Genomic DNA, 25,990 nt, shown 5'->3' with positions numbered 1-25,990 from the left:
GCTCACCGCTGTCAGCAATCGAGACGATGTCGATGAAATGCTCAAGAAGGCGCCCTCGTCGGTTACCTCCCCGGGCTCGCGATGCGCCGAATCGCGGACCTGCACGCGGGCGAAGCGAAGACCGATGCTAGAGACGCCGCGATCATCGCGCAAGCCGCCCGCACCCTTCCCCACGCACTGCGAGGGATCCAACTCGCTGATGAGCAGGTCGCCGACCTCTCCATGCTCTGCGGCTTTGATGATGACCTCGTCGGACAGGTCACCGCCACCAACAACCGGATCCGCGGGCTCCTCACCCAGATCCACCCCGCGTTGGAGCGCACTCTCGGACCCCACCTCGACCACCCGGCCGTGCTGGACCTGCTCCAGCGCTACTCGTCGCCAGCAGCGATGAAAACGGCCGACACGACCCGTCTCGGCAACCGGCCGAGCAAACTCGCACCACGAATCGGCCGCCGCCTAGGCACTGAAATTCTCTAAGCCCTAAGCGAGCAGACCGTCGTCGTAGTCGGCACGAACGCTGCGTCTATGGTGCTTCCGCGCCTCGCGGAACAGCTAGCGGCGCTCCGTCGACAGCGGGCCGAGATCGCCATCGAGTTCGAATGACTGGTCGATGCTCACCCTCTTCAACCCGTCCTGACGAGCATGCCTGGAGTCGGCGCCAGGACTGCAGCACGACTCCTCACCGAGATCGCCGGCGAGGACTTCGCCACCGCCGGTCACCTCGCGGCCTACTGCGGCCTTGCTCCGGTCACAAGACGATCTGGAACCTCGATCCGCGGCGAACATCCCTCACGCCGCGGGAACAAAATCCTCAAACGAGCCCTGTTCCTCTCCGCATTCGCTGCACTCCGAGACCCCGTCTCACGCGCCTACTACGACCGCAAGCTCGCTCAAGGTAAACGACACAACCAAGCCCTCATCGCCCTAGCTCGACGCCGCTGCGATGTCCTCTACACAATGCTCAGAGACGGCACCCTCTACGAATCACGAGGCGCGACACCAGCGGTCGCGGCTTGACAAACGACATAGGCCCCCGACGCCGTCGCCGAGTCGATAATCGGGACGCTGCGGTCCTCGCCGTAGCGTCCTGACTCGGGTTGATCAGTCGCGGTCAACGATCGCGCTGTCGGCGCTATCCTCCCGACGGACCGTGAAGCCGATGCGACCTCTGGGAGCCGAGGCGTACGGCATCGCGAGAGACAACAGTGTCGCTACGCTCTCGCTCGGCACAGGCGTCGGCCAAGCACTTCTCTTAATGCGCACGGCGCTCGCGCGACCTTCGTCACGGGCTTCGTCGCTACTTACCTCCGGATCGTAGGCGAATGTTAGAAGCAGGGCTCCGCGTGTCACTGCCGAGAGGGATGCCGCGACAGGACCGGCTTCGACATCTCTGTCGGGCTTCTGGGCGATCACCTCGAGAGTTGCGCGATGACGCCGCTCACTTCCAGCGAACCCGGCGCGGTCCTTCCGGCGTCGGCGCTCGGCGATGGAAACGGTGACTCCATCGATCTCTCGCTGATAGCTCGAGTCCAATTCCGGCACGATCACCGCCCAATCCTTCACCGCGCCTTCGTTCGCCGCCTTCTGGATCATGCTTATGGTGGGTTTGAGCTGGTCCGGGGAAAAGAGCCGGAACTCGCCAAGCGCAGCAATGACCGCTTCGTTCGAAGCAATGGCGTATCGGCCTTCGAAAGCTGTACCAGCGATCCCGCGGAACTTCTGCGGCTCGGACAGACCTGCTAGCAGCGGCTTCACGGCCGCGAAGTGCTTGGCATTGCGGCTGCCATTCTCTCGATGGTCGTGCTGATTGAAGTCCTTGACGACACCACCGTCACCCTCGTACTTGAGAACGGCGTTGTACATCTTGTTCGCGCCTGTGGGCTTCAGCCATGGCAGCTGCTGAAAGACCAGCGGGGGCACGTGGATTGGACGCACGACAGGACGACCGTCCTCCTCGATCTCAGCGAATCGGTGAAGCTGGTCGCGAAACTCCTCCTCGTCCTCGATAATCGAGGTGAACGCGTCGTACAAGTCGTACGACTTTCCGCGCCCGTCGACGACGTTTCGGGCAATATATAGACGAACAAGGTCTCCGTAACCCGGACGGTAACCGAACCAACGGCCCATTTGCATCAGCGTGTCTGCTGCGGCGGCACGTCGGCGGTAGTACGAGATCGTCAGTCCCTCGACAGTGAACCCGCGGCTGAGTTTTGCACCGCCCACCATAATTCGCCAGTACGGGCGGGTCTGAAAGTCCATCGCGTTGTAGTCGCTGTCCTTCGTCCCGTTGACGACCACGACAGGATCGCTGTCAGCAGTGATCGCGTCGACTGCCGCCCCGACGAAGGGCTTGAGGTCGTCAAAACTTGTCGGCAGGGGATGGTCGGACCAGTTCCTTGCCTCGTTGACTGCGCGGAAGTCTGACTCGTAGAGATCGCGCAATCGTGAAAACGCCGACGGGTTCGTGTACGCCCCGGCCCGCCACACGCCACGGAAGCGGTCGGCGAGCTCAGACTGATCTGACGTCCGTACTGACTCGTGAACCAACATCGTGTGGTGGCGGAATGTGGCCCCTGCGCTGATCGACTCGCGCCATTTCTTTATCGCACCCGTCAGAACGAACGCGTCAAGTGCGCCGAGGATCTCGGCTTCCTCTGCCGCAGGGTCCTCGTCGCCGTCGGCGTACAGGTCGCGAACAAAAGCAGCTTCGTTCGATCGAGCCGGGTCGCCCTTGTCCACTTCGTCGAGTCCCCACAGGTCGTGGAAGTCGCGGCCGCCCATGTACTGCGACGAGGGCTGAAGGCTGACGAGGAAGTCTTTCGGGAACAGATCGACCGAGTCGTCGGGCGAGATGAACACATTCGCGAAGGGTGTTGCTGTATATCCGACGTACTGTGCACGCGGCAGCTCGATCAGTAGTTCAGCGATGAGTTTGTTGATGGCCGAGCGCTTCTTGGATTCGGCGGCGACTTCCTGCTTCGAACGCGGGTTGACCGTGTTGACGGATGCCTGGTCCGCCTCATCATCGATGATTAGCGCTGGAATCTCTTTGCCATCTGCTCGGATGTTCTTGAGATCGTGCAGGAGATTCTTCAGCGATGCCGTGTTCTTCTTCATGATCGCAATGCGGGCGTCGACCGAGTAAATGTTCTCCGGCGCGTAAACCGGTTTGCCCGTGTCCTGAAGCTCCCCGGTACGCCGAAAGTCGAGGGCATCCCGGCCGAGCCGCAGCTTCCGATAGTCCCGGTCGACGGTAGTCAGTCGCTTGATCGCTGGCACTTCAGGAAGCGAATGTATGTCCTGCCCATGCTGAAGAAACTTGCCCGAGTACCAGTCGGCATCTTGGGTGCCGATGTAGTCGATGTCTCGGATAGACGACGCATCGTCCCTGTCCGCGCCATCGAGAATGTTCTCCTCCCCCACGAGCTCCATGTCAAGACGGCGCTGAGTCTGGCCTCTCAGGAGCTCGATTGTGCCCGTGAGCACGATGATCAGCCTGTACCCAGCATCTATGGCCTTCGCGACGATGCCGGTAAAGTTCGCAGTCTTTCCACTTTGGACGTGTCCGACTACGAGGCCCTTCGTCTGATACCCCTTCGACGCGCTCGGGTCGGCGAGGCGTTGCACGATCTCAGTCGTGGACCGGTCGAGCGTCGCGAGGGCGTCGACGTCCCAGCCCTTGCCCTCTAGAACGCCGCGGTACGCACGCCAATAGAAGTCGTGTGCGGCGCGTCGCTCCTCGTCGTACCAAGGCGTCCAGTTCTTGGGGTCGACGATCATCGCATCCATCTGTGACGCACTGGGGAACTCTTTGTCGAGCACCTCGCGCAACTCATCCGATATTTCGAGCATCTCGTAGATTCGCTCACGCCGATTTGGAGTTCCGGGCCTGGTCTCCTGAATCCAGTCCGCGGCAGCGAGCGCATCCCACATCGCCAGGGCCATGTGCATTGCCCTGCGAGCCGGATCGTTGAGGTTGGCGACCGTAACAGCCGCGCTAATGTCGCTCTCGGTGACGCTGACCTCGGTTTTGCGCAACTCGCCCTGCACCCGCCAGAGCAGCTCCTCAGGCCCTGTGTCGCGCACCTGATTCAAAACCTTCTGGACGGCGGCGGTGACGGTCGGGTGGACAGAGGCGGTCATTCGGGGTCCTCGCAGAAGTCTTGAAGTGGAGCGCCGATCCCTGTGTAGTTGAGATCGGTGACGTTGACACGGTAAGTCACGCTGGCGACATGCGGCCGTTGGGGGACGACCTGGTCCAGGCGTCCGGAGGTGATGGCGGGGAAGTTTTCATCGACAAGGTACGCCCGCGGTGTGGAGCGTGGTTGATACCGCACTTTATAGAGGTCAGCATCCGTGTCGCGCCAGCCAAGCCCCTCGATCGCTGCGTCGAAGGTCCGGCGGGTCTGATCGAGCCGGGTGCGTGTGTCGGCGATGGCGGATGGCAATGTGAAGCCCTGCTCGGCCAGGCCGGCCCGAGTGAGCTGGATCGAGACGAGATAGAGCGGGCGACCCGGCTCTGGCTCAAGTTGGGTCTCAGAACCGATGACGTGGAGTCGCGACTCAGACTTCGTCGTCTTTACCTCGACGTCAAATTGTGCGAACGCAAAATCATGCTCCTCGGCGAGTGGGCCAAGCCATGCCGCGATGGCGGCTTCCTCGCCAAGTGAGTCAACCGCATGCGTCAGTACCAAAAGTTCGCCGAGCAGCCCGAGGACCTTCTCCTCGGTGAGCCGTGATCGTCCGGCGAGCAGATCCTTAAGGGAAGAAACGGCTTCTGACACCGCATGCCGGAATGACGCACCGGATTTGAGCTGATCCACAATCGATTCCAGAAGCACGTAGGCCTCGTAGTGCATCTCACGGGCATCGACGACGAGTCGGAACCACTCGGAGCTGTCGCGCTGGACACGCATGAGCGACAGCCGCTCAAACGCGGTGACTTCCGGTTGCGATCCAGCAGCCGGGGTGCGGAGCTCGATCTCGTCACGGCCGGGATCGATCTCCATCACCACTGGTGGGGCAGTGTGCAGCGTGAAGGCCGACTTCGCACCCAGCCGGAAGTAGTCTTCGACCGTTTTCGGGTCGAGGTGGCTCGGATTCTCATCCGCGTTCGTCGTCATCTCTCAGCTCCTTCTCCTGGCGCGCGGACTCTTCGCGAACCGCCGCAGTCAGCAATTGGTCCCAGGCTTGCAGCTCGGCCTTTTCGCGTGAGCCGAGATACGAGCCCTCGAAGTACCGCGAGTACAGCATGGTGAGCATCGTTTTGAGTAGCGGGGCGTCCTCGTTGTCGACACCGTCGACGCCTGTGATGAGTGCCCGGTATGTGCTGTTGAGCCATATCGTGCGATTCTCGAGGTCGACGTGGACCGGAGATTCGGTCGGGTCAATCCGCCATCGGATGTCGATGGGTGCGACGTCAACGCCTTCGACCGACTCATCAAACGCAGTACGCATCGCAGCACTCATGCCGCGACCGGGTCGCACCAGCTCCACCGGACGTTTCTCGTACTTTCGGCTCTCCCTGCGGCGGTCCTCTGCCGCGGTGAGGAATGCACGAAGCGATGCTCCGTCCGGCATCAGTCGAGCGTCGAGCAGCGCAGCCTTCGCGTCGGCATCGAGCTCGAGGCCAGCCTTCTCGGGGTTGATTGTCACGTGCCGTTCAAGCGGCCCATCAAGGTCGATTGCAATGCGAACGTACTCGAGCTCTGGACGGTCGACCGTGAGAGTGTTCCATCCGCCGACCTGCAGCAGTCGGTCGTTGCGGTAGAAGTAGAGCCCCTGCGCGAGACCACCGGGGCGTCCGCCGAGCCGGAACTCCGGCAGTCCTGCTTGTGACGCGGGCCACACATGGGCCTCAGCCGATCCTGCTACTCCGTCGATCGAGAAGGTGAGCGCTGCGGGGAACCTGTCATTTGGCAGCCTGAGATATGCGAACGGGTCGAGTGCGCTCACCACTCGTGGGGGTCCCGACTCTCCGAAATACTCGTCGAAGACATCGATGCTTATTGTGATCCGACCAGATCCTATGTGACGGTGAAACACCGTACCGAGGTGCGTGCGAAGTGCTGCCACGCGTTGATCGAGCCACTGCGAACGATCGCGCTGGTCGTGGCTGCTCAAGAACGTTCGCGGCCCTACCCACTCGATCACGGTGCCGTTCGACAGCGGAAAGTCGACGCGAATCCCCTGCAGAAAGCCCGCGACGTGGTCGCGGTCCAGGTCGCCGATTAAGGTCGGGTCGGTAGCGCCGATCGTGCGGCCAGCGGCAAGCGCACCATACTTGCGCGAATACACGTTCAGCGTGTCGGCTTGGCTCAGCGATGCGGCTTTGAGCCCTAGCCCGAAGTGTCCCTGATCGCTTTCGCCGTACGCTCGCTTGCGGGCGTACTCCATGGCGGAATCAATCTGGTCGCTATCCATTCCGCGACCGTCATCGATCACCTGCAGCCCAGTGACGCCGCCGCTCGTCTCCAGAAATCGGATGAGGACCCGTGAGGCACCGGCGTCAAGGCTATTGTCAACGAGGTCCGCGATCGCTGTCTCGAATGTGTGATGGCGTCCGACCGCTCTTGCGATCGACGGATCCGGCGCCGTTTGCCGAACCCGGGTGATGTGCGCGGCTTCACCCATCAGATGTCCTCGAACGCGTTCGGATACAACCCGAGCTGCGTCCCGTTCTCCTTGACGGTCCGCACGACCGAATCGGAAAACCCTTCCGACTTGCCTGCGTCGATATCTACACGAATCTCGAGAGTGTCAGGCTCAGCGCGCCGCAGGTGCTCGAGAAGCTCTTCCGCCAGCTGGATGGCCTGTGCGCGTAGGTCGCTGCCTGGCTTGAGCTCGATCGAACCGCGATAGCGGGCGTTCCTGATGACCAGCGGTGCGGGAGTGCTCGACACGCCACCCGCACTCCCGGATCCCGAGGCACCAACACCATAGCTTCCACCCTCGGTGGGCTGCGCGACATCCCGGCTGGCTTCCGCGACCTCTCGCGCACGCTGGGCCACCGCGATTCGCGGACTCACCAGCAGCATCGAGCCCGAGATCGCCGCTGGCGCCGAGTCTTCGATCGGCACGCGCAGCCCCACGAAGTCACCGGTCGCCTCGTCATAGCCGTCGGCGAGTGCGAAACCGAGCTGCTCCCAGGCCGGATCGGTCATGGCACCGGCGATCGCGTCGAGTAGCACCTTCTTGTCGCGGAGGCGAGCGAGGTAGGGATATCGCACGTGGTAGTCCCAGAGCTCATCCACACGGATCGAGCCGGCGTTCCACCGGCTGCGCAGATTGTTCTGAAGCTCGACACCGATCGACTGCATCGAGAAGCGGGTGATCACCGTGTCGGTCCTGTCGAAGCGATCACCGGCGGTCACGATGACCGAGTCGGTAGCACCGTCCGCCTTGATCTGTGACGTCGCCCACGGCGCCACCGGGTCGGGCTGGTGCGGATGGATTCCCCAGATCCACGTTTCGCGAATGCGCTGGTCGACGGTCGTGTTGAGTGCCGTGATCCTCCGGGACGCGGTCTCGACCTGTCCTTGCGTCAGATCGAGCACCTTGCGCTCGCTATGGATCGCCTCCCAGGCGAGGTATTGGCGTGACGCCTGCTCCAAGTCGCCCCACCGGGCTTGATCTGGCGCGAGCACCACAACGGTGTTCACTCCGTGCCGCGGCGCATTGCCGCGTGTGGCTGCCAGGTCGCGTGCGAATGCATGTGCTTTGGACTCATAGCTCTTGCCGTCGTGCGTGTGAGCGGGGCCTGCGATCACCAGCCGTACCTTGTCGGCTTCGACCAGCTCGCTCGAGTCGCCCGGTGCGAATACCACGTCGGCGAACACCGACGGGTTCTTCGTCTGCCGTCTGAGCCTGTCGACGATGAACTTGTCGATGTCTGCGGCAGAGTATGACTGCGCACGCTCGACGACGGTTCGGTTAAGCGATACCTGCAAGTCGAACCAGTGCCGCTCGCCCTCCGCGTAGAGGTAGGTCGCCCGCTCGCTCAGCAGCTGCAGTGCGCTTCCGAAGTTGCCGATGGTGTCGCCGGGCATTGCCACGCCGAGGAACATGCGCTTGCGCTCAATCCCTTTGTGGCTCGAGCGCAGTGTGGCGGCCGAACCGATGAAGGTCGCGCGAGCGATACGACGGGTCAGCGCCCTGTTGCCGAACAGCGGCTTCTCCTTGTCGATGAGGATCGCCGTGCCGTTGACCCCGTCGATGTCGCTCTCGACCACCGACTTCCAGCGATCGCCGTCGTCGAGATACCCGGTCAGCTCATCGCGGACCGCGGCCGAGTCGAGAGGGATCGACCCCGGCATAATGAGCGGCGAGTCGTCACGCGTCACGTGCAGCGCGTGCACGACGGCGCTCATCAGACGGAGAACGCCTCGGGTGCGCTGGAACTTTTCCAGGGTCGACCAGTCGCCATAGAGCCGGTCGAACAATTCGGGATGGATCGGGTATGCGTCGCGGATGCGCGACTCGTACGATTGCTCGCGTGTCTCAGCGGGAAGCTCGCCCACGCTCCTGCGGTAGTACTCGACGAAGGTCTTGGCCGTCGCGTCGATGCGACGCCGGGCCGCGGCGTCGGGTTCACGGAACAGCCGACGGCGCACGATTTCGAACGACTCGGTGCTGCTCGCGGGTGTCCACGGCTGAGCGATGCGAGTGACCACGTTCTGCAGACGCTCGAGTGCCGCGCGGCCGTGAGCGCCGCCGACTTCCAGATCGGAAGCGACCGGCGCGTCGTCGTCGCGACGGATGTCGGACGCCGGAATCGACACGAGAAGCAGGGCACCCGCTACCGACTTCACGGCTTCCGTCAACTGCTGCGCGAACGAGAACTGCGTCTCGAAGGTGCCGCCGACGAGGGAGTCCTGGCCGTAGAGCCCGCGCGCGTAGGCGACCCACTCGTCGATGAGGATCACTGCAGGTGCATGCGCGGCGATGACAGTTCTGATGGCCGCTCCGGGATTGGTGCCGGTCCGATCAGATTCGGCAACCTGGGCGTATGCGGTCGCGCCGCCGAGCTGCCAGGCAATCTCGCCCCAGATCGTGCGGATCTCGGTGCCGTCGGGCTTGGTCCACGATTGCCCGGGCGAAAGCTCGTTGCCGACCACGGCCACCCTCTTTACGGCGCGTTCGACGACGATCGGATCTGCATCGAGCTCGCGGATGGCGTCCTGAGCGCTCTGAGGGAAGTCCGTGAGCGAACGCCCGCTGAACAGATGCCACACCGCGAGCATCGAGTGCGTCTTGCCACCGCCGAACGCCGTCTGCAGGTTCACGACGGGCGCCGCGTTCATGTCGCCCGAGAGCCGGCGGACGGCGATCCCCAGCAGACTCTTGAGTCCCTCGGTGAGGTAAGTACGCTGGAAGAACTCGATCGGGTCGTTGTAGTCGACCGACGCCTCGAGTCCGGTCGCGACCTGGTGCAGGTCTGCCGCGAATTCGGCACGGGCGAAGTCATTGGCTGCGATGTCGGGATGCGGCTCCAGCACCTCGCGCCATGGTGTCATGTCGATCGATGCCAGCGCTGGCATTCCCGCGCCGACCTTCGTGTCGCGGCGGGTCTCGTCGGCGTACGCCGACCGCTGCACGTCGACGCGGGAACGACGGATGCTCTCGGCCTGTGCTACTGCGCCGATCGCCTTCAGGAGGCGCTCGATGGTGTCGAGCGCCCGGTACGCGTCGTCAGGGCTAAACGGTTTGCGGTGAGCCCACGCGTCGCGGACACCCCGGAGTTCGCTTGCCAAATTCTGCTCGGCGCGCGAGAGCTCGTCGTTGAACGCGTATCGGAGCGCACCGAGCGGTTCGGTGATCATCCGAAGCTGCACCTGAGGGTCGCTGGGCAAGTACTCCTTGCCAGCAACTCCGTCCTTCATCGCGAGCAGCAGAGTCCAGTCGGTGACTCCTTCTGGGAGCCGAGGCGCAAGCACGCGTGCGATGAACGGCTCGAGCGCGGCCGCAAGGATGTCGAGAGCCTTCCCAACTCGATCGATGTTCGAAACCATCGTCATGCCTCCAGATCGTCGAAGTCGAGAGTGGCCGCGGGCGTGGCGAGGGGGCGGTCGGCCGCGGATGCTGCAGCCGCACGGACTTCGGGCCATGAAGACCCGAGCGTGTTGAAGAGGATCCCCGCCTGGGTCAAGCCGCGCTTCTCGGCGATCGCGTACAGCAGGTATGCCAGTTCGTGCGCTGCGGTCATGTCGATGCCGCGTTCCTCGGCACCGGTGAGGATGCGTCCTGCGGCGTCGAGTCCCGACTCAGAGAGAGCGCGGGCAAGGTGGAGCACTACCTCCCAAAGCGAGATGCGATCGTCGGCGCGTGGGTCGTATGCGGCGGGGAGTTCGTCCGGGGCGAAGAGCTTGACTTTGCCGCCGCCGCTCGAGATCGCCCCGGAGCGCGCGAGCCCCGCGACGGACGCGTTCTTCGCGCTGGCGAGGGTCTCGGCGGCGCCGTACTGCGACACGTCGAACCCGTGGCTCTCGAACCACGCGACGCACCAGCGCGTATCATCGTCGAAGTCGCCCTCCTGCTGCGAGAGCACCTCGTCGAGCACACCGTTGATCGCGCGAAGGGCATCACGCACACTCATCGGCTCGCCCGACGGCTCGACCACCCGCGCGTACTTCGAGAAGGTTGCCATTCCCGGCCCAATCGCCGCCTGTGCCATGTCAACGGGCGCAATGCTCCCCTGCTGAAGGTTTCGGAGCGCCTCCGGGAGCGACGACTTCAGCTCCGCAAGGAACCCGCGACGATCGGTGACCGGCGCGTCCTCGGGCCGTGGCCGAAGCGCGAGCACGATCGAGGATGCGAGGGCGTTCGTACCGGAGGCGATCATGCGATTCCCTAGCTCGGACCTGACGGGCCAGGTGGCCGTGACCGTCCACCCAGCACGGACCATGCTTCCCAGGATTGTCTCCCACCCTGTGGATGCTGTACCGCCCACGTCGGTCTCAGCCTGCTTGAACGCGTAGTACACGGTGATCGGGTAATCGACACTCGCTGCTCCCCGCGCGCGTTCGAAAACGTGCTCGAAGCCGGTTTCGAAGAACTCGCGCGCGCCGTTCCTTCCGCCGTGCCGGTAGGGGTTTGCGACAAGCTCTTCGGCCTTGGGAACAAGCATGGTCGAGAACGTGGTTGACATGGACTCACGCAGCGATCGCCGGAGCCAAACATAGAAGTAGTCTGAGAGATCCGAGTAACCGATGTTGTCGTAATAGGGCGGATCGGTACTGAGAACGAGGCCCGAGTAGTTCCGCGTGCTCGCGTCCGCCTGTGACACGGAAGCCACGGGCCCACTACCTAGGGGCTCGATCGTCTCGGCCGTCCACGTCAGGGAATTGAGGAATGATCCGGTGTTCTCGCCGAGTGGCTCGACCTCGCAGTAGTCCCAACACATCGGGAGCGCCTGCCGCGCATAGGTAGAACTCGTCGACTCGCGCGACACGTACCAGTTCACGAGGGTCGAGTTCCGGTCGGTCATCTTACTGACGACGATGCCGAGGTAGGTGGCGACGGCGTCGGCGTAGGCTGCGGCATCCGTCCCTCCTGATTCGAGACGGTCGCCCTCGGGCATGCCGCTGGCGAGCGCGTCGTGAAGCACGCGCTCCCGCGCCTCGCCCACCAGGTCGCTGAACGTCGTGAGCGCCGTCAACTGCCGATTTGTGAACAGCGACGCGAACGTCGTGAGTCCGTATCGGACCACGTTGATACGCCCCGGCCAGTCGAAGAGCTCGCCAGCCGGGACATCGTTGGGTGCGGCGCTGGCCGCTGCTCGGTTCTGAGCAGCATCGGGCGGAAGATACGTACGGGACCGCACTCCTTCGGCAACAACAGCCATGAGTTGGGCGCCGAGCCCCAGATCACGGCTCTGCGACCGCACGTATTCGAGCGGCACGGCGTTCGTGCAGGCGACGCATCGCGCGCCAAGACGCCCAACTGTGCCATCCGTGTCCTTCGTCGGCGCAGATTTCAGGTCGTGCCCAATACTGAACTCCACCCGCCCGTTCACGACGGACGGAACGACGTACGCTTCCTTGCCCTTCTTCTTACCAAGCCACCACGAGCGCACGAGGGGCATCTCGATGCCGCACGCCGGGTTGGGGCAAATGACCGTGCGCGCCCAGATCCAGGCGATGACGTTCGCCTCGGTGCCGTCCAGAAGTGTCGCCTTCGGATAGAGATGTCCGATGCGGCGCTCTGCCTCATCACGCATCCATTCGCCATAGCGGCGAACGTCCTCTGCGAGCCCGGTCGCCTTCGGCCACGAGTTGCGCGTGCCCTCCGCTCCGGGAAAGACCGGGGCGCTGCCTGCGAACTTCGGCGGGATCTCGATCAGCGCCTTGTTGATGAGCACCGCCACGGGGTTGAGGTCGCTGGCGTGCGCCTCTAGCCCGAGCCTCTGCGCCTCGAGTGGGATGGTGCCGCCCCCGGCAAACGGATCGAGAATCGCCGGGGGGTTCCCGTCGGTGGACCTCTGGATCTCGGCCCGCACCTGGTCGAAGAGATCCTCGTCGCCGAGGTTGTCCCAGTCGACCATGCGCGTGATCAGGTCGAAGAGGCGCTGACGTTCGGCATCCACCCGCGCAGCAACGTGTGCATCAACGTCGCTGAGCCCGGCACCCACGGCTTCCGTGCGGAACTCGCCAGCGCGCTCGGACGGGTCGTCGACGAGCTGCGCGAAGAGCACCGCTCGAGCCGTGGCGAGCGGGCGACGGGCCCACCACAGGTGCAGCGTGGAGGGATGGCCGTGCCGGATCGACTTCTCGCGCGCGGACTGCGCGTTGATCGCTTCGAGCGGCAGCGCCACCTCAATTAGCTTCTTCTTAGCCACGACACTCCCCATGTGCTTCGGCCGCGTCATCGTCGTCTGGCATTCTCCGGTGCGGGTCCTTCCTTTCTACCCCACTGAACCGGTAGACCGCGCACCCCTCGCCCGACGTAGTCCGCGCGCACGATGTCGGACTGTTCCCCTAGGCTCCCGGGTATGACAGACCACATCGAAGTCGATGGGGCCGACCTGGGGGAAGACACTGTCATTCTCGAACCTGACGCGTCGATTCTTGGCGCCATAGGGCGAGGACATACTCTCACCTCCGCGTTGGCTGATCTGATCGACAACAGCATCGACGCCGGGGCTACACGCGTCAGCGTTCGCTTCGTGACCAAAAACGCTGCCGTCCGTGCGGTGCGCATCCGCGACGACGGCTGCGGAATGACGATCTCGCAGCTCGAGCGCGCCATGACTCTGGGAGGTGGAAGCGAGCATTCCGGCTCGGATCAGGGGTACTTCCGTGTCGGTCTGAAGGCGGCGTCGCTCAGCCAGGCCCGCATCTTGACCGTCTTCTCGACCACAGGGTTCTCGCCCGCGGCCGGAATGAGGCTCGATCGCGCACAGTCCGGTCCGCAGATCCGTGCGCAAGTGATCGACGCTGGCGCTGCAGCATCCGTTCTCCAGAAGCGTGGGCTCGACGCCGACTCCGGGACCGTCGTGGAATGGTCGGACCTTGAAAGCATCTCAGAGGCCTCGACCTATCATGCTCGTCGGAGTTGGTTCGAGGCGATGATCGTGCACCTCCGCGATGAGCTCGGATTGACCTTCCATCGGATGATCGCAGACGGACGGATCCGGATCGAGCTCGACGAACTTGACGAGGGCAGCAACGAGTCCGGAGCGCCCCGGCTAGTGAAGCCGATCGACCCATTCGCGTTCGAGCAATGGGGTGCAACGGACTACCCGAAGACTCTCGATGCCGAGGTGGCCGGAGGCGGCCGACTCACGTTGAGTTGCTACATGCTGCCGCCCGGCGTGGATGGGCCCAATGTCAAGATGCTGGGCCGGCCTCGCGGAACGTGGCAGGGGCTCTATGTCTACCGAAACGATCGCCTCCTACAGAGCGGCGGGTGGCTTCAACTCCATCCCGATGCCAGCGTCGAAACACAACTTGCTAGGGCAGTCCTCGAGCTCTCACCAGACGTCTTGGACGCCGTGGCGATGAACGCTGAGAAGCGCGGTGTCGTGCTCCGCCCGTCCGCTATGCAGGCGCTCGAGCGTGCGCGCACCGACGGCTTCTCGCTGAAGGCCTACTTCGACGATGCCCGGGAAGTCTGGCGACGGGGGCAGCAGCGGGAGCTTCGTGCGCAGCCGTTCGCGGCCGTGGGCGAAGGCGCGCCGAGTGGGTTGGAATCCCTCGTGCAGACAACGCTCGGCATCCGCGACGACGCCGTCGCGATTTCGTTCGGTTGGGTCGATCTCGCTCCGCGACAGCTGTACCAGTTCGAACCTGTAGCGGGGCTCGTGTGGCTCAACAGTGAATATCGGGCAGAGCTCGAGTCGGATCTGCCACGGCTGGAGCTCCTCAAGACGAGCATCTTCCTGCTGCTGGAGCCGCACGCTGGCAAGGAGCGTCTTGCAAGCCATACAAGGGAGCGACTGGATGTGGTGCACGCTGCGCTTGCATCGGTGGCGCTTCGGGGTCACAAGACAACTGTGAGGGGCGACACATCGCCCCATCGAGCGGAAGCTGCGGCGCCTGAGCCTGCCGACAGCGAGCCTGACCGAGGCAATGAGGATGACGAAGAGTTTGTGCTGGCCGAGTCAGTATTACTCCGCGGGCGAGATCCCTATCAAGCGCTCGCAGATCCTGCACTCGCCCTTGTCCACATCGATGACGATGTTCTAAAGGACTTTCTCCGGCGCATTCGCGACTATCCCCTTCTCTCCGCGCACGAAGAGGTCGAACTTGCCCGGAAGATCGAGGCAGGCGTACTTGCGCGCGACCGCATCGCCCGACTATCGCGCGAAGAACGCAATTCCCAGCTTGGACTTGATCTAGAGGGGCTCGCTCGCGATGGCGACCGCGCCATGGATCGAATGGTGGGGTCGAATCTGCGCCTGGTGTTGCACATCGCACGTGGATATCAACACCGAGGACTCGAGCTCGCCGATTTGATACAGGAAGGCGTGGCAGGAATCATTCACGCCGTGCGCAAGTTCGATCGCTTTCACGGCACGAAGTTTTCGACGTACGCCACTTGGTGGGTTCGCCAGGGCATCACACGTGCGCTCGCCGATCAGAGCCGAACGATTCGATTCCCAGCCCACATTGTTGAGAAGCTCCCTGCCCTGACGAAAGCGTGGGAAGCAACGACAGGCCCGACGACAGATCGAATAATCGCTGTCGCCGGGCTGCTTGGCGAATCTGTGCTGGCGATTCGAGCAATCATAAACAACCTTCGTGCGCCGATCTCTCTTGAGAGTGCGCGCCAGGCCGTAACTGTCGAGAACCGTGTGGAGTGGCTTCCCCTGTTCAACGAAGTGATCGACATCGAAGAGATGACCCCGCACGATGTCGTGACGCGCAAGATGTTCCATCGACAGATGGATTCACTACTCGACAGTCTGTCGGAGCGGGAGTCAGGTGTCATACGGATGCGTTTCGGGATAGGTGTCGTGGCACCTATGACCCTCGACGCCATCGGAGACAAGTACGGCGTCACCCGCGAACGTATTCGACAGATAGAGCGCGATGTCATGGAGAAGCTCAGGCATCCGGACCGTTCAAACTCGCTGCGCCCTTACCTGTGCGCAGAATAGGCGTGAAAGTGATTCCCCATCGCAGCGAGTACATAACCGCGAAAGCTGCGCGGCCGGCTAGGATAGGGTGCCGTGCCTCGTAAAATCCGTGTCCTGGACCTCTTCGCTGGCGCTGGCGGATTAACCGCAGGATTCCGTGAAGGCTCGAGTCGATTCGAGAGTATTGCTGCAGTCGAAATGGACCTTGCTGCAGCCGCGTCATACGAGGCGACGTTCGGCTCGGGGATCGTCTTCGCCGGACGGATCGAGGAATGGCTCGGCTCACAGCCCATGCCCGAGAAGATCGACGTTGTCGTGGGAGGGCCTCCTTGCCAGGGTTTCTCAACCCTAGGGAAGCAGGATGAGGAAGATCTTCGCAACGGACTCTGGCGTCAATACGCCGAGACACTTACGCGAGTGAAGCCGAGTTACTTCGTCGTTGAGAATGTCGCGGCCTTTGAGAAGTCGAAGCAATTCGGGCAGTTCATCGAAGCCACGGCGCCGGGCGGTTTTCTCGAGAACTATGCCTTCCAACACCGCGTGTTGAATGCGGCCGACTTCGGCGCCCCCCAGGCACGCAAGCGTGCGGTGCTGATCGGGCATCTCCGCACGCTACCCTTCCCTGGGTTCCCCAGGCCGACCCACGCACGACAGGCATCTGGCGACCACGAGCGCTACGCGTGGGTACAGGATGCCTTTCTCGGAATTCCAGGTGATCCTGACCGCGATCACCTTCTCGGCACGAAGTCGATCCAGTTCTCGGACAGAAAATTCGCAGGACCTTTCTCGACACGAGAGCTCCATTGGAGCCGCAACTACACCGAACTCTCGATTAGGCGCATGGAGGCGATTCCGGAGGGCGGGAATCGGTTCGATATAAGAGAAGCGGATCTTGCTCCCTGCTGGCGAAAGCACAAGACCGGTTCCGCAGACGTAATGGGACGTCTACACGCCGACCGTCCTTCTGTGACGATCCGCACCGAGTTCTTCAAGCCGGAGAAAGGACGCTACCTGCATCCGAGCAAGAACCGTGCGATCACACACTACGAGGCCGCGGTACTGCAGGGGTTTCCGGCAGACCACCTGTTCGTGGGTTCAAGGACCGCGATTGCACGCCAGATCGGGAATGCCGTCCCAATCCCCCTCGGCGCTGCGATCGGGCGGCAGCTTGCGAGCGTTCTCTAGGCGTCGAACAAAATGTAGCTTTGTGAGTCAGGCATCGAGCCGCTCCGGTCTATAGGCTGCTGATGTGGTGACACGAGATGAGTTCAGATACTTTGTGGTCGAGGCGCTGCGATCGCTCGGCGGATCGGGCTCCGTGCTCGAGGTGACGAAGCGGGTGTGGCAAGTACACGAACACGACCTCCGCGCGTCGGGTGACCTGTTCTACACCTGGCAGTACGACGTGCGTTGGGCAGCCCAGTACCTTCGAAACAACGGCTACATGAGGGCTGTAGATGGCGACCGCCGCGCGCCCTGGCAGCTTACTGAGCTCGGACGAACTGCGAATCTCGCCGAAATTTCCGTCAGTTCGAAGCTCAAAACAAAGCATCAGCACCCAGGCCTTTGACGGCACTTCAGCATGGGTTTTGGATCATTTGGCTGCTTGCTCCGATCATCAGCAACCCCAATGACCGGACGCGTCGCAGTGCTCGAACGCGAGCGTCCGCTAAGCGCAGCAAGAGAAGAAATTCCTGGCCAGAGGTAAAAAACGACGGTGCCCCTGGAGGGACTCGAACCCCCAACCGTTTCCTTAGGACGGAACTGCTCTTCCATTGAGCTACAGAGGCTGGCGGCACCCAGTCTATCCGCACCTCCCCGGCGGGCTACACGCGACCGGCGAGCACTAGCGGTGCTGGTCTACGAGAATCTGATTGCCATCCGGGTCAACGATCACGAAACTCGCCGGACCCGAATCGGGGGCGTCAATCGTGCTCTCGAACGCAACATCACGCTCGGCGAGCGTCTTCTGTAGCTCGCGGATGTCGGTGAACGAATCGACCTCGTTGCCGGCAGCATCCCACCCAGGATTGAAAGTCAGAATGTTCTTGGGAAACATGCCTTGAAACAGCCCGATCGTCGCGTTGCCGTTGTGCAGCACCAGCCAGTTCTGCGACTGATCGCCACCGACTTGCTCGAACCCGAGCTTCTCGTAGAACGCTCGTGATGCTGCGATGTCTTGCACGGCCAGGCTGACCGAGAACTTGCCGAGATCCATGTTGTCTCCTCTGTGCCACAGCCAGACTGCTAGCCACGGGCGAGCGCGTCAACCTCAGCCTCGAAAGACCCACGCACACAAAACCGTCCCCCGCGTAGAACACGCGGGGGACGGAAATACTCAGCAGGTCACCAGAGCCAGGTCTTGTCTCCGACGATCTCGCGCCACTTCGGAGCGAGGCTGAAGAGCTGACCGTAAACACCGAAGAACACGATTGCCATGACGGTGATGTCGGTGATGTGGCTGTCCATGATCGGGTTGGTGGCCCCGGTAAGAGTCAGCGGGAACTCGGCGAGGTACATGAAGAACAACATCGCGGCACCAGCGATCGTGCCGATGCGAACGCCGATTCCGAGCATGAGCGCGACGCCGACGCCGAGCAGGCCAGCCATGAAGATCACGTTGACAACCGGGTTGCCAGCGATAGCGGCGAAGACGCTCGCAAGGGGGCTCTCAGTTGCGCCGGACAGGTAGCCCAACGTGGGGTTTCCTCCGTTGATCCATGCGCGCTCGGCGGGCGTTGCGAAGCCCAGCCCGAATGCCTTGTCAATGAAGGCCCAGAAGAAGTAGAACCCCATCAGAATGCGGGCGACCGCGATGGCGATCGCGAGGCCAGTGCGGCTCGCGACCGGAGCGTCAGTAGCAGTTGCACCGGGCAGGACGGGGGCGGCAGTAGGGGCGGACATGATGTCGACCTTTCTTCTTAGGTTGCGTCGGATCCGGTGTGGCTGTCGCCTTCGGATAACCCCAGTTTCCTCCTAACTGAAAGAAACCTGCGAAAAGTCCGTGCGAATCCCCAATGTGGTCTGACCACACGCCCCGAGATTTGTTCACACCCTACGAACGCCGGATTTCTCGCTCCCTAGCGCCGCCTCGCACGGCCCCGAGGCGTGCTCCACCGCCGCCGAAACCACTGCCTGAACCTCCGCGTTACGTGTGAGTGGCGGCCAATGGCGTGTCAGAGTGTGCGATCGCCGCAGATTCTCGGCATCGTTGCCTGTTCCCGATCCACGGAAGGAGAGCACCAATGCTCACACTCACCGAGAACGCCACCACCGCCGTAAAGAACCTCCTCGCTCAGATCCCGGTCGACACGGCTGGACTGCGCATCAGCGAGGCCACCACACCCGACGAAGGCTTCGCCCTGAACCTGGCGGACGCCCCCGAAGCAGGCGATACCGTCGTCGAAGACTCGGGCGCCCGTGTGTTCGTCGACACCGTCGCGAACGTTCAGCTCGATGACCGCGTGCTCGACGCACGCGTCGACGAGAACGGCGGCGTGGGCTTCGCGCTCGCTCAGCAACGCTGAGCAACACCGCGACGAAAGTTTTGCGTAGCGCCCCGAGGCCGATCACGGCTTCGGGGCGCTGCCGCGTTCAGCGGAAGTCCCGCGACTGGTGCTTCACACCCACCCGCAGGTCTTCGAACCGGTCAGCCAGCAGATTTGTGACGCCCTCGACCGACCGCTCGAGAATTCCCCTCACGATCAGCGCCGGCGAATCGCGCACCACCCGCCGATAGCGATTCCACACCCCGGTCGAACAGATCACGTTGACTAGGCCGTGCTCGTCTTCGAGATTCAAGAACGTGACACCCGCGGCTGTCGCTGGCCGCTGCCGGTGCGTGACGAGACCCGCCACCTCGACGCGCCGCCCCGTCTCATGTGAACGCAATCCTTGCGAGGTGATCACACCGCGCGCATCGAGCCCCGAGCGGTAGTGCGTGAGCGGGTGATCATCCGTCGAGATGCCGGTCGCCCACAGATCCGCCGACAGCTGCTCATAACTGGTCTGATCGGCAAACAGCGGCGGTTGCACCGACACCAGCGAATCAGGCAGAAACTGCGCGCGATCCTGCGCGGCGGCACCCGCCAACCAGATCGCCTCACGACGAGTGAGCCCCAGACACTCGAACGCTCCCGCGGTGGCGAGCGCTTCGATCTGCGCCTCGGTCACATCGGTGCGCCGCACCAGATCGCGCAGGTCGACGAAGTCGCCCTCTGCCTCGCGCGACGCGACGATGCGTTCGGCAACCTTCGCGCCGATCCCCTTCACCGCGGCGAGCCCCAGTCGCACCGCGAAGTTGCCGTCGCGGCGATGCGCGACATATTCATCTGGCGCATTGATGTCGAACAGACCGACCGGGGGTTGCAGTCGCTGCGCACACGCATCCAAGCCCGTGGGCTCTTGCACCGCGAGCGCATTGTCGTCCAGCCCCTCGAGCACCGGCTCCACCCCCGAGCGCAGCAGATCGGGCCGACGCACCTCCACGCCGTGACGGCGAGCGTCGGCCACGAGCGACGCGGGCGAATAGAAACCCATGGGCTGGGCGCGCAGCAGCCCGGCGAGAAACGCTCCCGGGTAGTGCAGCTTGATCCACGACGAGGCATAGACCAGCAGCGCGAACGACAGCGAGTGCGACTCGGCGAAACCGAAGTTCGCGAACGCCTGAATCTTGGCGTAGATCGCGTCGGCTGCCTCACCTACCAAACCGTGACCCGCCATGCCCTCATACAGCTTGATCTTCAACGAGTCGATGCGCTCTACCCCACGCTTCGAGCCCATTGCGCGGCGCAACAGATCAGCATCCTCACCCGTCAGCCCACCAATCGCCATGCCCATCTGCATGAGTTGCTCTTGAAACACCGGAATGCCCAGGGTGCGCTCGAGCACTGGCTTCAGCTTCGGGTGCGCATAGGTCACCTCTTCAAGACCCAGCTTGCGCTTCACAAACGGATGCACTGCCCCGCCCTGAATGGGCCCGGGGCGAATCAGCGCGATCTCGATTACCAGGTCGTAGAAGCGACGCGGCTGCAGCCGGGGCAACAACCCCATCTGCGCGCGCGACTCGACCTGAAACACCCCGATCGAATCGGCACGGCAGAGCATGTCGTACACAGCGGCTTCTTCTTTCGGCAGGGTCGACAGCTCCCACCGCTCCCCCGTGGCGGCGTGGATCATGTCGAAGCAGTACTGCAGTGCAGCCAGCATGCCGAGCCCCAACAGGTCGAACTTCACCAGACCCATCCAGGCGGCATCGTCTTTGTCCCACTGAATGACCGTGCGGTTGTCCATGCGGGCGTGCTCGATCGGCACCACCTCGCCCACGGGACGATCGGTGAGCACCATGCCTCCCGAGTGGATGCCGAGGTGTCGCGGTGCCTTCAGCAGCTCACTCGCGAACTCGATCACCTGGGCGGGGATGTTGTGCGAGGGCGAGGGCTCAAGAGCCGCCCCCCATCCTTCGATCTGCTTCGACCAGGCATCTTGCTGGCCCGGCGAATGGCCGAGCGCTTTCGCCATATCGCGCACCGCATTCTTGGGCCGGTACTGAATCACGTTCGACACCTGCGCCGCGCGTTTGCGCCCGTACGTCTGGTACACCCACTGGATGATCTCTTCGCGGCGATCAGAGTCGAAGTCAACATCGATATCGGGCTCTTCTTCACGCAACGACGACAGAAACCGCTCGAACGGCAACTCGTAAGCGATGGCATCGACGGCGGTGATGTCGAGTAGATAGCAGATGGCACTGTTGGCGGCAGAGCCACGCCCCTGGCAGAGGATGCCGCGCCGCCTGGCCTCTTGCACGATGCCGTGCACGATCAAGAAGTACCCGGGAAAGTCCTTCATCTCGATCACACCGAGCTCTTTGTCGATGCGGGCTCGGTTGTCTTCGGTGAGGTCGGGGTATTTGCGTGGCACTGCCTCCCACACCAAATGTCGTAGCCAGCTCATCGGCGTGTGCCCGGCGGGCACATCGAGTTTCGGCAGCGCAGGTTTGGCGCGCCGAAGCGGAAACGCCAGCTCATCGGCGAGCGCGACAGTGCGCACCACGGCATCGGGATGCCGCACAAACCGCTCGGCCATTTCGGCACCAGACCGCAAATGTGCGCTCGCGTGTGCGGGCAACCAGCCATCGAGTTCGTCGAGCCCACGGTTGGCGCGCACCGCGGCCACCGCAGCCGCAAGCAGCTGCCGCTCGGGAACGGCGTAGTGCACGTTGTTGGTGGCCACCGTGGGCAGACCGCGCGCTCGCGCGAGCGAGACCAGCATGTCGTTGTGTCGGGTGTCGAGCGGACTGCCGTGGTCGATGAGCTCGACGTAGACCCCCTCAGGCCCGAACAACGCCACCAGCTCATCGAGCTCGCGCGCAGCGGCATCGATGCCCTCATCGGCGAGCGCGCGCCGCACCGCGCCCTTGCGGCATCCGGTGAGCACCGCCCAGTGATCACGCCCCTGCGACGACAGCTCATCGAGATTGTAGAGCGGCCTGCCCTTCTCTTCACCCTGCAGCTGCCCGTGCGTGATGGCCTTGGCAAGCCGGTGATAGCCCTCTTCGCCGCGTGCCAGCACCAGCAGATGCGAGCCCACCGGGTCGGCTTCGCCCTTCTGCGGTGCCGGAAGCCCCAACGACAGTTCGGCGCCGAACACGGTGTTCAACTGCAGTGATTCGGCTGCCTCGGCGAACCGCACAATGCCATAGAACCCGTCGTGATCGGTGATCGCCAATGCGTGCAGCCCGAGCCGTTCCGCTTCTTCGGCGAGGTCTTCGGGTGACGATGCCCCGTCGAGAAACGAGAACGACGAGTGCGCGTGCAACTCGGCGTAGGGCACCGTGTCTTCTGGGCGCTCAATCGTCGGCGGCACGTAGGGCCCGCGCTTGCGCGACCACGCCGGACTGTCTCCGCCATCGGCGCCCGCGGGTGCGCCCCCTGGCCGCTGCCGATCGCTGAGCAGCCGCTCCATCTCTGACCACGAAACCGCGGGGTTGTTGAAGCCCATCAGCGCCACCCACCTAGAACGTCAGTCATAGCGAGCCTCGGCCGTCCACGAACCGCGGTCGCACACGAGCAGCCAACCGGTGCCGTCAGCATCCACCACCTGAAAGCGATGCGCGCGGCGGGTGCGTGCGGCATCCCACCCTCGCTCCACCACCGGCCACGGCCCTGCCCACTCGGCGATCGCACGCTTGCGCCCGGCCTCGACAAACAGTCCGGGCACCGCCGACATGTTGCCGCGCTCATCAACCTCAACAAGGTAGCCGCCCAGCGATGTCACCTCGACCGCGCGCGACTCAGGAAACACCGTCGCCGGCAGCGGATCGGGCAGGCTGCCCGGCCACGGTCTGGCGCGCTCTTTGGTCACCACCGCGCGATCGCCCCAGGGCACCAGCACCTGACGCTCTGCCAGCCAACGCCCGCCGCCGACCGCGGGGGTCAGCACCCCGCGGTGACCCAGCATCGCCTGCACGCGCGACAGGGCATGATGCACGCGTTCTTCTGGGCCGGTGCCGAAGATGGCGGGGCGATGGTGCGAGGCAGCATCCACTGCTTCAGGAGAGATGCGCACGAGCGCCACCCCACTGCGCAGCCTGCCCTCGTCTTCACCCAGTTGCCAGCGCACCCGGTCAACGACGGCGGCCGCGTCAAACGATGCCGGGTGCAGCCACACCCGTTCGCTGCGCTCACCCCGGTCACCCAGAAGCTCCACTCGCAGCTCAGTGCACACCAGATCTGCTGCACCGATGCCCGCGATGAACTCTTCTGCTGCGATGCGCATGCCGAACGCCACCTGTTCGGCGATCTCAAGCGGTGGTTCGAAAGCTACTTCGCGGTGCAGCTCGGGCGGAGGTGTGCGGGGTTCGATGGCGCGTGAGTCGCTTCCCCCTGCCAGCGCGTGCAGCCGAAGACCACGGTCGCCGAACCGCTCGCGCACTCGTTCCTCGCTCATCGCCGCGAACTGCCCCAGCGTGTGCACGCCCAGCCGATCGAGCAGCCCGACCAGGTCGGTGCCCGTCGCCGTCGCACCCCGCGTGGCACGCGGCGCCGCACTCAGCTCAGACATGCCACCGAGCACCCGCACCGGCAACGGCGCCAAGAACTGCGCAGACTCGCCCGTCAACACGGTGCAGGTGGGCTCTGCCGGCCGGGTGAGCCGTGCCGCCTGCTCTGCGGTGAAGGGTCCATCGGCGATGCCGGCACGCACGCCCACGAGCCCGCGCTCGCGCAGCGCTTCTTGCAGCACCTTCGCCGCCTCTGCCTCACCGCCGTAATAGCGCGCGGGCCCCCGCACGCGCAGCGCGCACATGCCGGGGCGAATGATCTGCACCCCTGGCGCCTGCTCTTCGATGCTCGACACCACCGGCGAGAACGCTCGCTGATCGCGCGCCGCATCGCTGGCGACCACCACAAGCCGCGGGCACCGTGCTTGCGCATCGCGCCTGCGCTGCCCACGCTTCACACCGTCAGCCCGCGCCGCCGCGGAGCACGCGACCACGAGGTTGTTCTCGACGACCGCGATCGGGCGTTCGAGGTTCATCGGCTCTGGTCCATCGAGGGCTAGAGCCGTCACCGGCCAATCCGGAAACCACAGCACCAGGGTGCGCACCGCAGCCACCTCAACCCACCGCCCGAATCGGCGCGGGCGCCATATCGCGCGCTCGGTCATGCCACGACGAGACGGTCGCGGCTTCAGGTGCCGACACGATCGTGCCATCGAGGTTCGGCAGCAGCATGGTGCGCCGCCGAGGCACCGGCCACCGTTTGCTCGATGACGTGACCGTCAGCGTGCGCGTTGCGAGATAGCCGTGGCCCTTGCCCAGGCCTTCCCACCGCGCCTCGCTCACCGCCAGCGTTGCCTCTGCCTGCGGCCAGGGCCCCTGCACGAGCATGACTCCCCCGCGATCGCGCAGTCTCGCGCTCAATCGTGAGATCTCGGCGTTCCCTGCCCTCGAGAGCGGACGCACCGCCACCACGGGCAGCACCTCAGCCAGTGTCGCCGCAACCGCAATCCACCGTTTGCCGGGCTCAGGCACCAGCACCAGCCGCTCCAGCTCGACGCCTAGCCGCTCTGCCGCCTCGATGCCCACCTCGGGCATGCCGATGATCCCGCACCACGAACCGTCTTGAGACGGCCGCGCAAGCAGCCCGAACAGCAGCGATGTGGCACCACTCAGCGAATAGACGCCACCGGGCATCAGCCCGCCGCCGGGAAGAAGCTCTGACAGCACCGGATGCACCGGCAACACCGGAGCATCCAGTTTTCGACCCTGCACACGCTCAAGCTGGGCGCGCAGAGACGCAAGATCTGCCTTCTCTGCACGTTCGCGCATGATCGCCGCCATTCAGTGATGATAGAACAGATGTTCTAAACTATCCACGTTCATGACAACGCTAAAGCCACCCTCCGACATCAAAAGCCGAAGAAAAAGAAGCTATGTTCTAGGTTACGCTGACCTCGCGAGCACATCGGCAGTGGTCGCGATGCGCGCAAACCCGCCACCCTGCAGAGTTACCGCGGTCGACGCCATCAGCTCATCCGCCGTGCGGGTGACAACGCCCAGCCCAGGAATGTTCTCACTGAGATCGAAGGTGCGCGTCGCATCCAACACCGCCGTCACGTCATAGCCGAGATTGCCCGCCATGCGCGCGGTCGTCTCCACACACATATTGGTTTGGATGCCACACACCACCAGCTCGCTGATGCCGCGCGCGCTCAACCACTCGTGCAGATCGGGGTCGCCATAAAACGCCGAGTTCACGTTCTTCGTGACGAAGAGCGCAGGATCGACAGCGGCCACACCCGACACCAGCGCATTGCCGGGCGATTCGGGATGCAGCGGCGACTCTGCCGAGCGGGAATCGTGGCGGACCACCACGATCTCTTCACCCGAGCTCTGCCACGCCTTCACGAGCGCCTCGACGTTCGCCTCGCACGAAGGGTTCGTCGTCGTGCCCCAGAACGACAGGTCGTCAAAAGCGCGCTGCATGTCAATCACGATGAGTGCTCGGGTCATGTATCCATCACACCACGCAGCGCCGACGCCGATACCGACGCCGACTAAAATGGCAGGAAGATGCCTGATGCCCGCAGTTCTGAAACGCCGTTCTCGGGCAACGCCGCAGAGTATCTGTCTGCCGATCTCGTCGCGCGCCGGTTCAATCCCCTCGTGCGCGCTGCGCGCTACGTCGCCGCGTTCGCACTCTCTGCCTTCGGCTTCGGCGGCGAAAGCGCGCTTCCCGGTTTCGAACTCATTGTCATCAGACTCGACACGGGCGCCGAAGTGCTGCGTATTGCGGTAGGACAGTTCGAAGAAGCCACCCACGTGCTCGCCAATGTGCGCGACGATCTCTCGCGCCTGACGGTAGAGCAGTTCGTGCGCGAATGGCGTCACATCGACGCGTGAGTGGC

Annotated in this window: 16 protein-coding genes, 1 tRNA gene and 1 pseudogene; 6 read left to right on the top strand and 12 right to left on the bottom strand. The window is 63.7% G+C overall.

Annotation, left to right across the window (positions count from 1 at the left end; genetic code table 11):
- Nucleotides 1-45: 45 nt before the first annotated feature.
- A pseudogene (locus tag WDU96_RS05985) lies at nucleotides 46-1,020 on the top strand (IS110 family RNA-guided transposase); the annotation flags it as partial.
- Nucleotides 1,021-1,104: 84 nt separating this feature from the next.
- Here WDU96_RS05985 and WDU96_RS05980 read toward each other — a convergent pair.
- The 5 genes from WDU96_RS05980 to WDU96_RS05960 form a co-directional block, all read right to left on the bottom strand.
- Complete coding sequence (locus WDU96_RS05980; protein WP_337337555.1) at nucleotides 1,105-4,146, bottom strand: Z1 domain-containing protein; 3,042 nt, start codon at nucleotides 4,144-4,146, stop codon at nucleotides 1,105-1,107.
- Entirely contained in the window at nucleotides 4,143-5,012 is an 870-nt protein-coding gene (locus WDU96_RS05975) for a PD-(D/E)XK motif protein (protein WP_337337665.1), read from the bottom strand. The genes WDU96_RS05980 and WDU96_RS05975 overlap by 4 nt, the downstream gene beginning before the upstream one ends.
- 94 nt (nucleotides 5,013-5,106) lie before the next feature.
- Nucleotides 5,107-6,636, bottom strand: a complete 1,530-nt coding sequence (locus WDU96_RS05970) for an ATP-binding protein (protein ID WP_337337554.1) — start codon at nucleotides 6,634-6,636, stop codon at nucleotides 5,107-5,109.
- Entirely contained in the window at nucleotides 6,636-10,019 is a 3,384-nt protein-coding gene (locus tag WDU96_RS05965) for a Swt1 family HEPN domain-containing protein (protein WP_337337553.1), read from the bottom strand. Before WDU96_RS05965 ends, WDU96_RS05970 begins: the two co-directional genes overlap by 1 nt.
- The gene (locus WDU96_RS05960) at nucleotides 10,016-12,838 is read right to left on the bottom strand and encodes a DUF1156 domain-containing protein (protein WP_337337552.1); all 2,823 of its coding nucleotides are present in this window, start codon (nucleotides 12,836-12,838) and stop codon (nucleotides 10,016-10,018) included. The genes WDU96_RS05965 and WDU96_RS05960 overlap by 4 nt, the downstream gene beginning before the upstream one ends.
- 153 nt (nucleotides 12,839-12,991) lie before the next feature.
- Here WDU96_RS05960 and WDU96_RS05955 point away from each other — a divergent pair, with 153 nt between their 5' ends.
- The 3 genes from WDU96_RS05955 (at nucleotide 12,992) to WDU96_RS05945 (ending at nucleotide 17,150) form a co-directional block, all read left to right on the top strand.
- Nucleotides 12,992-15,601, top strand: coding sequence for a sigma-70 family RNA polymerase sigma factor (locus WDU96_RS05955; protein WP_337337551.1), 2,610 nt, complete (start codon nucleotides 12,992-12,994; stop codon nucleotides 15,599-15,601).
- Between the two features lie 72 nt (nucleotides 15,602-15,673).
- A complete protein-coding gene (locus WDU96_RS05950) occupies nucleotides 15,674-16,765 on the top strand; it encodes a DNA cytosine methyltransferase (RefSeq protein WP_337337550.1) in 1,092 nt (363 codons plus the stop codon).
- A gap of 64 nt (nucleotides 16,766-16,829) precedes the next feature.
- Nucleotides 16,830-17,150, top strand: coding sequence for a hypothetical protein (locus WDU96_RS05945; protein ID WP_337337549.1), 321 nt, complete (start codon nucleotides 16,830-16,832; stop codon nucleotides 17,148-17,150).
- Between the two features lie 148 nt (nucleotides 17,151-17,298).
- Here WDU96_RS05945 and WDU96_RS05940 read toward each other — a convergent pair.
- The 3 genes from WDU96_RS05940 to WDU96_RS05930 all read right to left on the bottom strand — a co-directional run bounded on the left by WDU96_RS05940 (nucleotide 17,299) and on the right by WDU96_RS05930 (nucleotide 18,484).
- A tRNA-Arg gene (locus WDU96_RS05940) sits at nucleotides 17,299-17,370 on the bottom strand.
- 56 nt (nucleotides 17,371-17,426) lie between these two features.
- Nucleotides 17,427-17,798 carry a VOC family protein gene (locus WDU96_RS05935; RefSeq protein WP_337337548.1) on the bottom strand — a complete coding sequence of 124 codons (372 nt, stop codon included), beginning with the start codon at nucleotides 17,796-17,798 and terminating at the stop codon, nucleotides 17,427-17,429.
- A gap of 128 nt (nucleotides 17,799-17,926) precedes the next feature.
- Complete coding sequence (locus tag WDU96_RS05930) at nucleotides 17,927-18,484, bottom strand: hypothetical protein (protein WP_337337547.1); 558 nt, start codon at nucleotides 18,482-18,484, stop codon at nucleotides 17,927-17,929.
- Nucleotides 18,485-18,825: 341 nt separating this feature from the next.
- On the opposite strand from WDU96_RS05930, the gene WDU96_RS05925 reads away from it, so the two are divergent.
- Complete coding sequence (locus WDU96_RS05925) at nucleotides 18,826-19,107, top strand: HesB/IscA family protein (RefSeq protein ID WP_337337546.1); 282 nt, start codon at nucleotides 18,826-18,828, stop codon at nucleotides 19,105-19,107.
- 67 nt (nucleotides 19,108-19,174) lie between these two features.
- Here the strand turns inward: WDU96_RS05925 and WDU96_RS05920 are convergent, their stop codons facing one another.
- The 4 genes from WDU96_RS05920 to WDU96_RS05905 form a co-directional block, all read right to left on the bottom strand.
- The gene (locus tag WDU96_RS05920; protein WP_337337545.1) at nucleotides 19,175-22,582 is read right to left on the bottom strand and encodes an error-prone DNA polymerase; all 3,408 of its coding nucleotides are present in this window, start codon (nucleotides 22,580-22,582) and stop codon (nucleotides 19,175-19,177) included.
- 21 nt (nucleotides 22,583-22,603) lie between these two features.
- Entirely contained in the window at nucleotides 22,604-24,247 is a 1,644-nt protein-coding gene (locus WDU96_RS05915; RefSeq protein ID WP_337337544.1) for a DNA polymerase Y family protein, read from the bottom strand.
- Nucleotides 24,198-24,923 carry a hypothetical protein gene (locus WDU96_RS05910; RefSeq protein WP_337337543.1) on the bottom strand — a complete coding sequence of 242 codons (726 nt, stop codon included), beginning with the start codon at nucleotides 24,921-24,923 and terminating at the stop codon, nucleotides 24,198-24,200. The genes WDU96_RS05915 and WDU96_RS05910 overlap by 50 nt, the downstream gene beginning before the upstream one ends.
- A 102-nt stretch (nucleotides 24,924-25,025) precedes the next feature.
- Complete coding sequence (locus WDU96_RS05905; RefSeq protein ID WP_337337542.1) at nucleotides 25,026-25,595, bottom strand: cysteine hydrolase family protein; 570 nt, start codon at nucleotides 25,593-25,595, stop codon at nucleotides 25,026-25,028.
- Nucleotides 25,596-25,655: 60 nt separating this feature from the next.
- Here WDU96_RS05905 and WDU96_RS05900 point away from each other — a divergent pair, with 60 nt between their 5' ends.
- Nucleotides 25,656-25,985: a hypothetical protein gene (locus WDU96_RS05900; RefSeq protein ID WP_337337541.1), complete on the top strand. Its 330-nt coding sequence runs from the start codon at nucleotides 25,656-25,658 to the stop codon at nucleotides 25,983-25,985.
- Nucleotides 25,986-25,990 lie beyond the last annotated feature (5 nt).

Source organism: Microbacterium marmarense, from assembly GCF_037204165.1.
Lineage (GTDB): Bacteria > Actinomycetota > Actinomycetes > Actinomycetales > Microbacteriaceae > Microbacterium > Microbacterium marmarense.
Note: the sequence above shows the minus strand (reverse complement) of the source record. Positions and strands in the feature narration are given on the sequence as shown.

Bases quoted from the DNA above. Each gene is read 5' to 3' on its own strand.
- WDU96_RS05980 (WP_337337555.1), bottom strand. From the start codon at position 4,146: ATGACCGCCTCTGTCCACCCGACCGTCACCGCCGCCGTCCAGAAGGTT.
- WDU96_RS05975 (WP_337337665.1), bottom strand. From the start codon at position 5,012: ATGGAGATCGATCCCGGCCGTGACGAGATCGAGCTCCGCACCCCGGCT.
- WDU96_RS05970 (WP_337337554.1), bottom strand. From the start codon at position 6,636: ATGGGTGAAGCCGCGCACATCACCCGGGTTCGGCAAACGGCGCCGGAT.
- WDU96_RS05965 (WP_337337553.1), bottom strand. From the start codon at position 10,019: ATGACGATGGTTTCGAACATCGATCGAGTTGGGAAGGCTCTCGACATC.
- WDU96_RS05955 (WP_337337551.1), top strand. From the start codon at position 12,992: ATGACAGACCACATCGAAGTCGATGGGGCCGACCTGGGGGAAGACACT.
- WDU96_RS05935 (WP_337337548.1), bottom strand. From the start codon at position 17,798: ATGGATCTCGGCAAGTTCTCGGTCAGCCTGGCCGTGCAAGACATCGCA.
- WDU96_RS05930 (WP_337337547.1), bottom strand. From the start codon at position 18,484: ATGTCCGCCCCTACTGCCGCCCCCGTCCTGCCCGGTGCAACTGCTACT.
- WDU96_RS05925 (WP_337337546.1), top strand. From the start codon at position 18,826: ATGCTCACACTCACCGAGAACGCCACCACCGCCGTAAAGAACCTCCTC.
- WDU96_RS05920 (WP_337337545.1), bottom strand. From the start codon at position 22,582: ATGGGCTTCAACAACCCCGCGGTTTCGTGGTCAGAGATGGAGCGGCTG.
- WDU96_RS05915 (WP_337337544.1), bottom strand. From the start codon at position 24,247: ATGACCGAGCGCGCGATATGGCGCCCGCGCCGATTCGGGCGGTGGGTT.
- WDU96_RS05910 (WP_337337543.1), bottom strand. From the start codon at position 24,923: ATGGCGGCGATCATGCGCGAACGTGCAGAGAAGGCAGATCTTGCGTCT.
- WDU96_RS05905 (WP_337337542.1), bottom strand. From the start codon at position 25,595: ATGACCCGAGCACTCATCGTGATTGACATGCAGCGCGCTTTTGACGAC.
- WDU96_RS05900 (WP_337337541.1), top strand. From the start codon at position 25,656: ATGCCTGATGCCCGCAGTTCTGAAACGCCGTTCTCGGGCAACGCCGCA.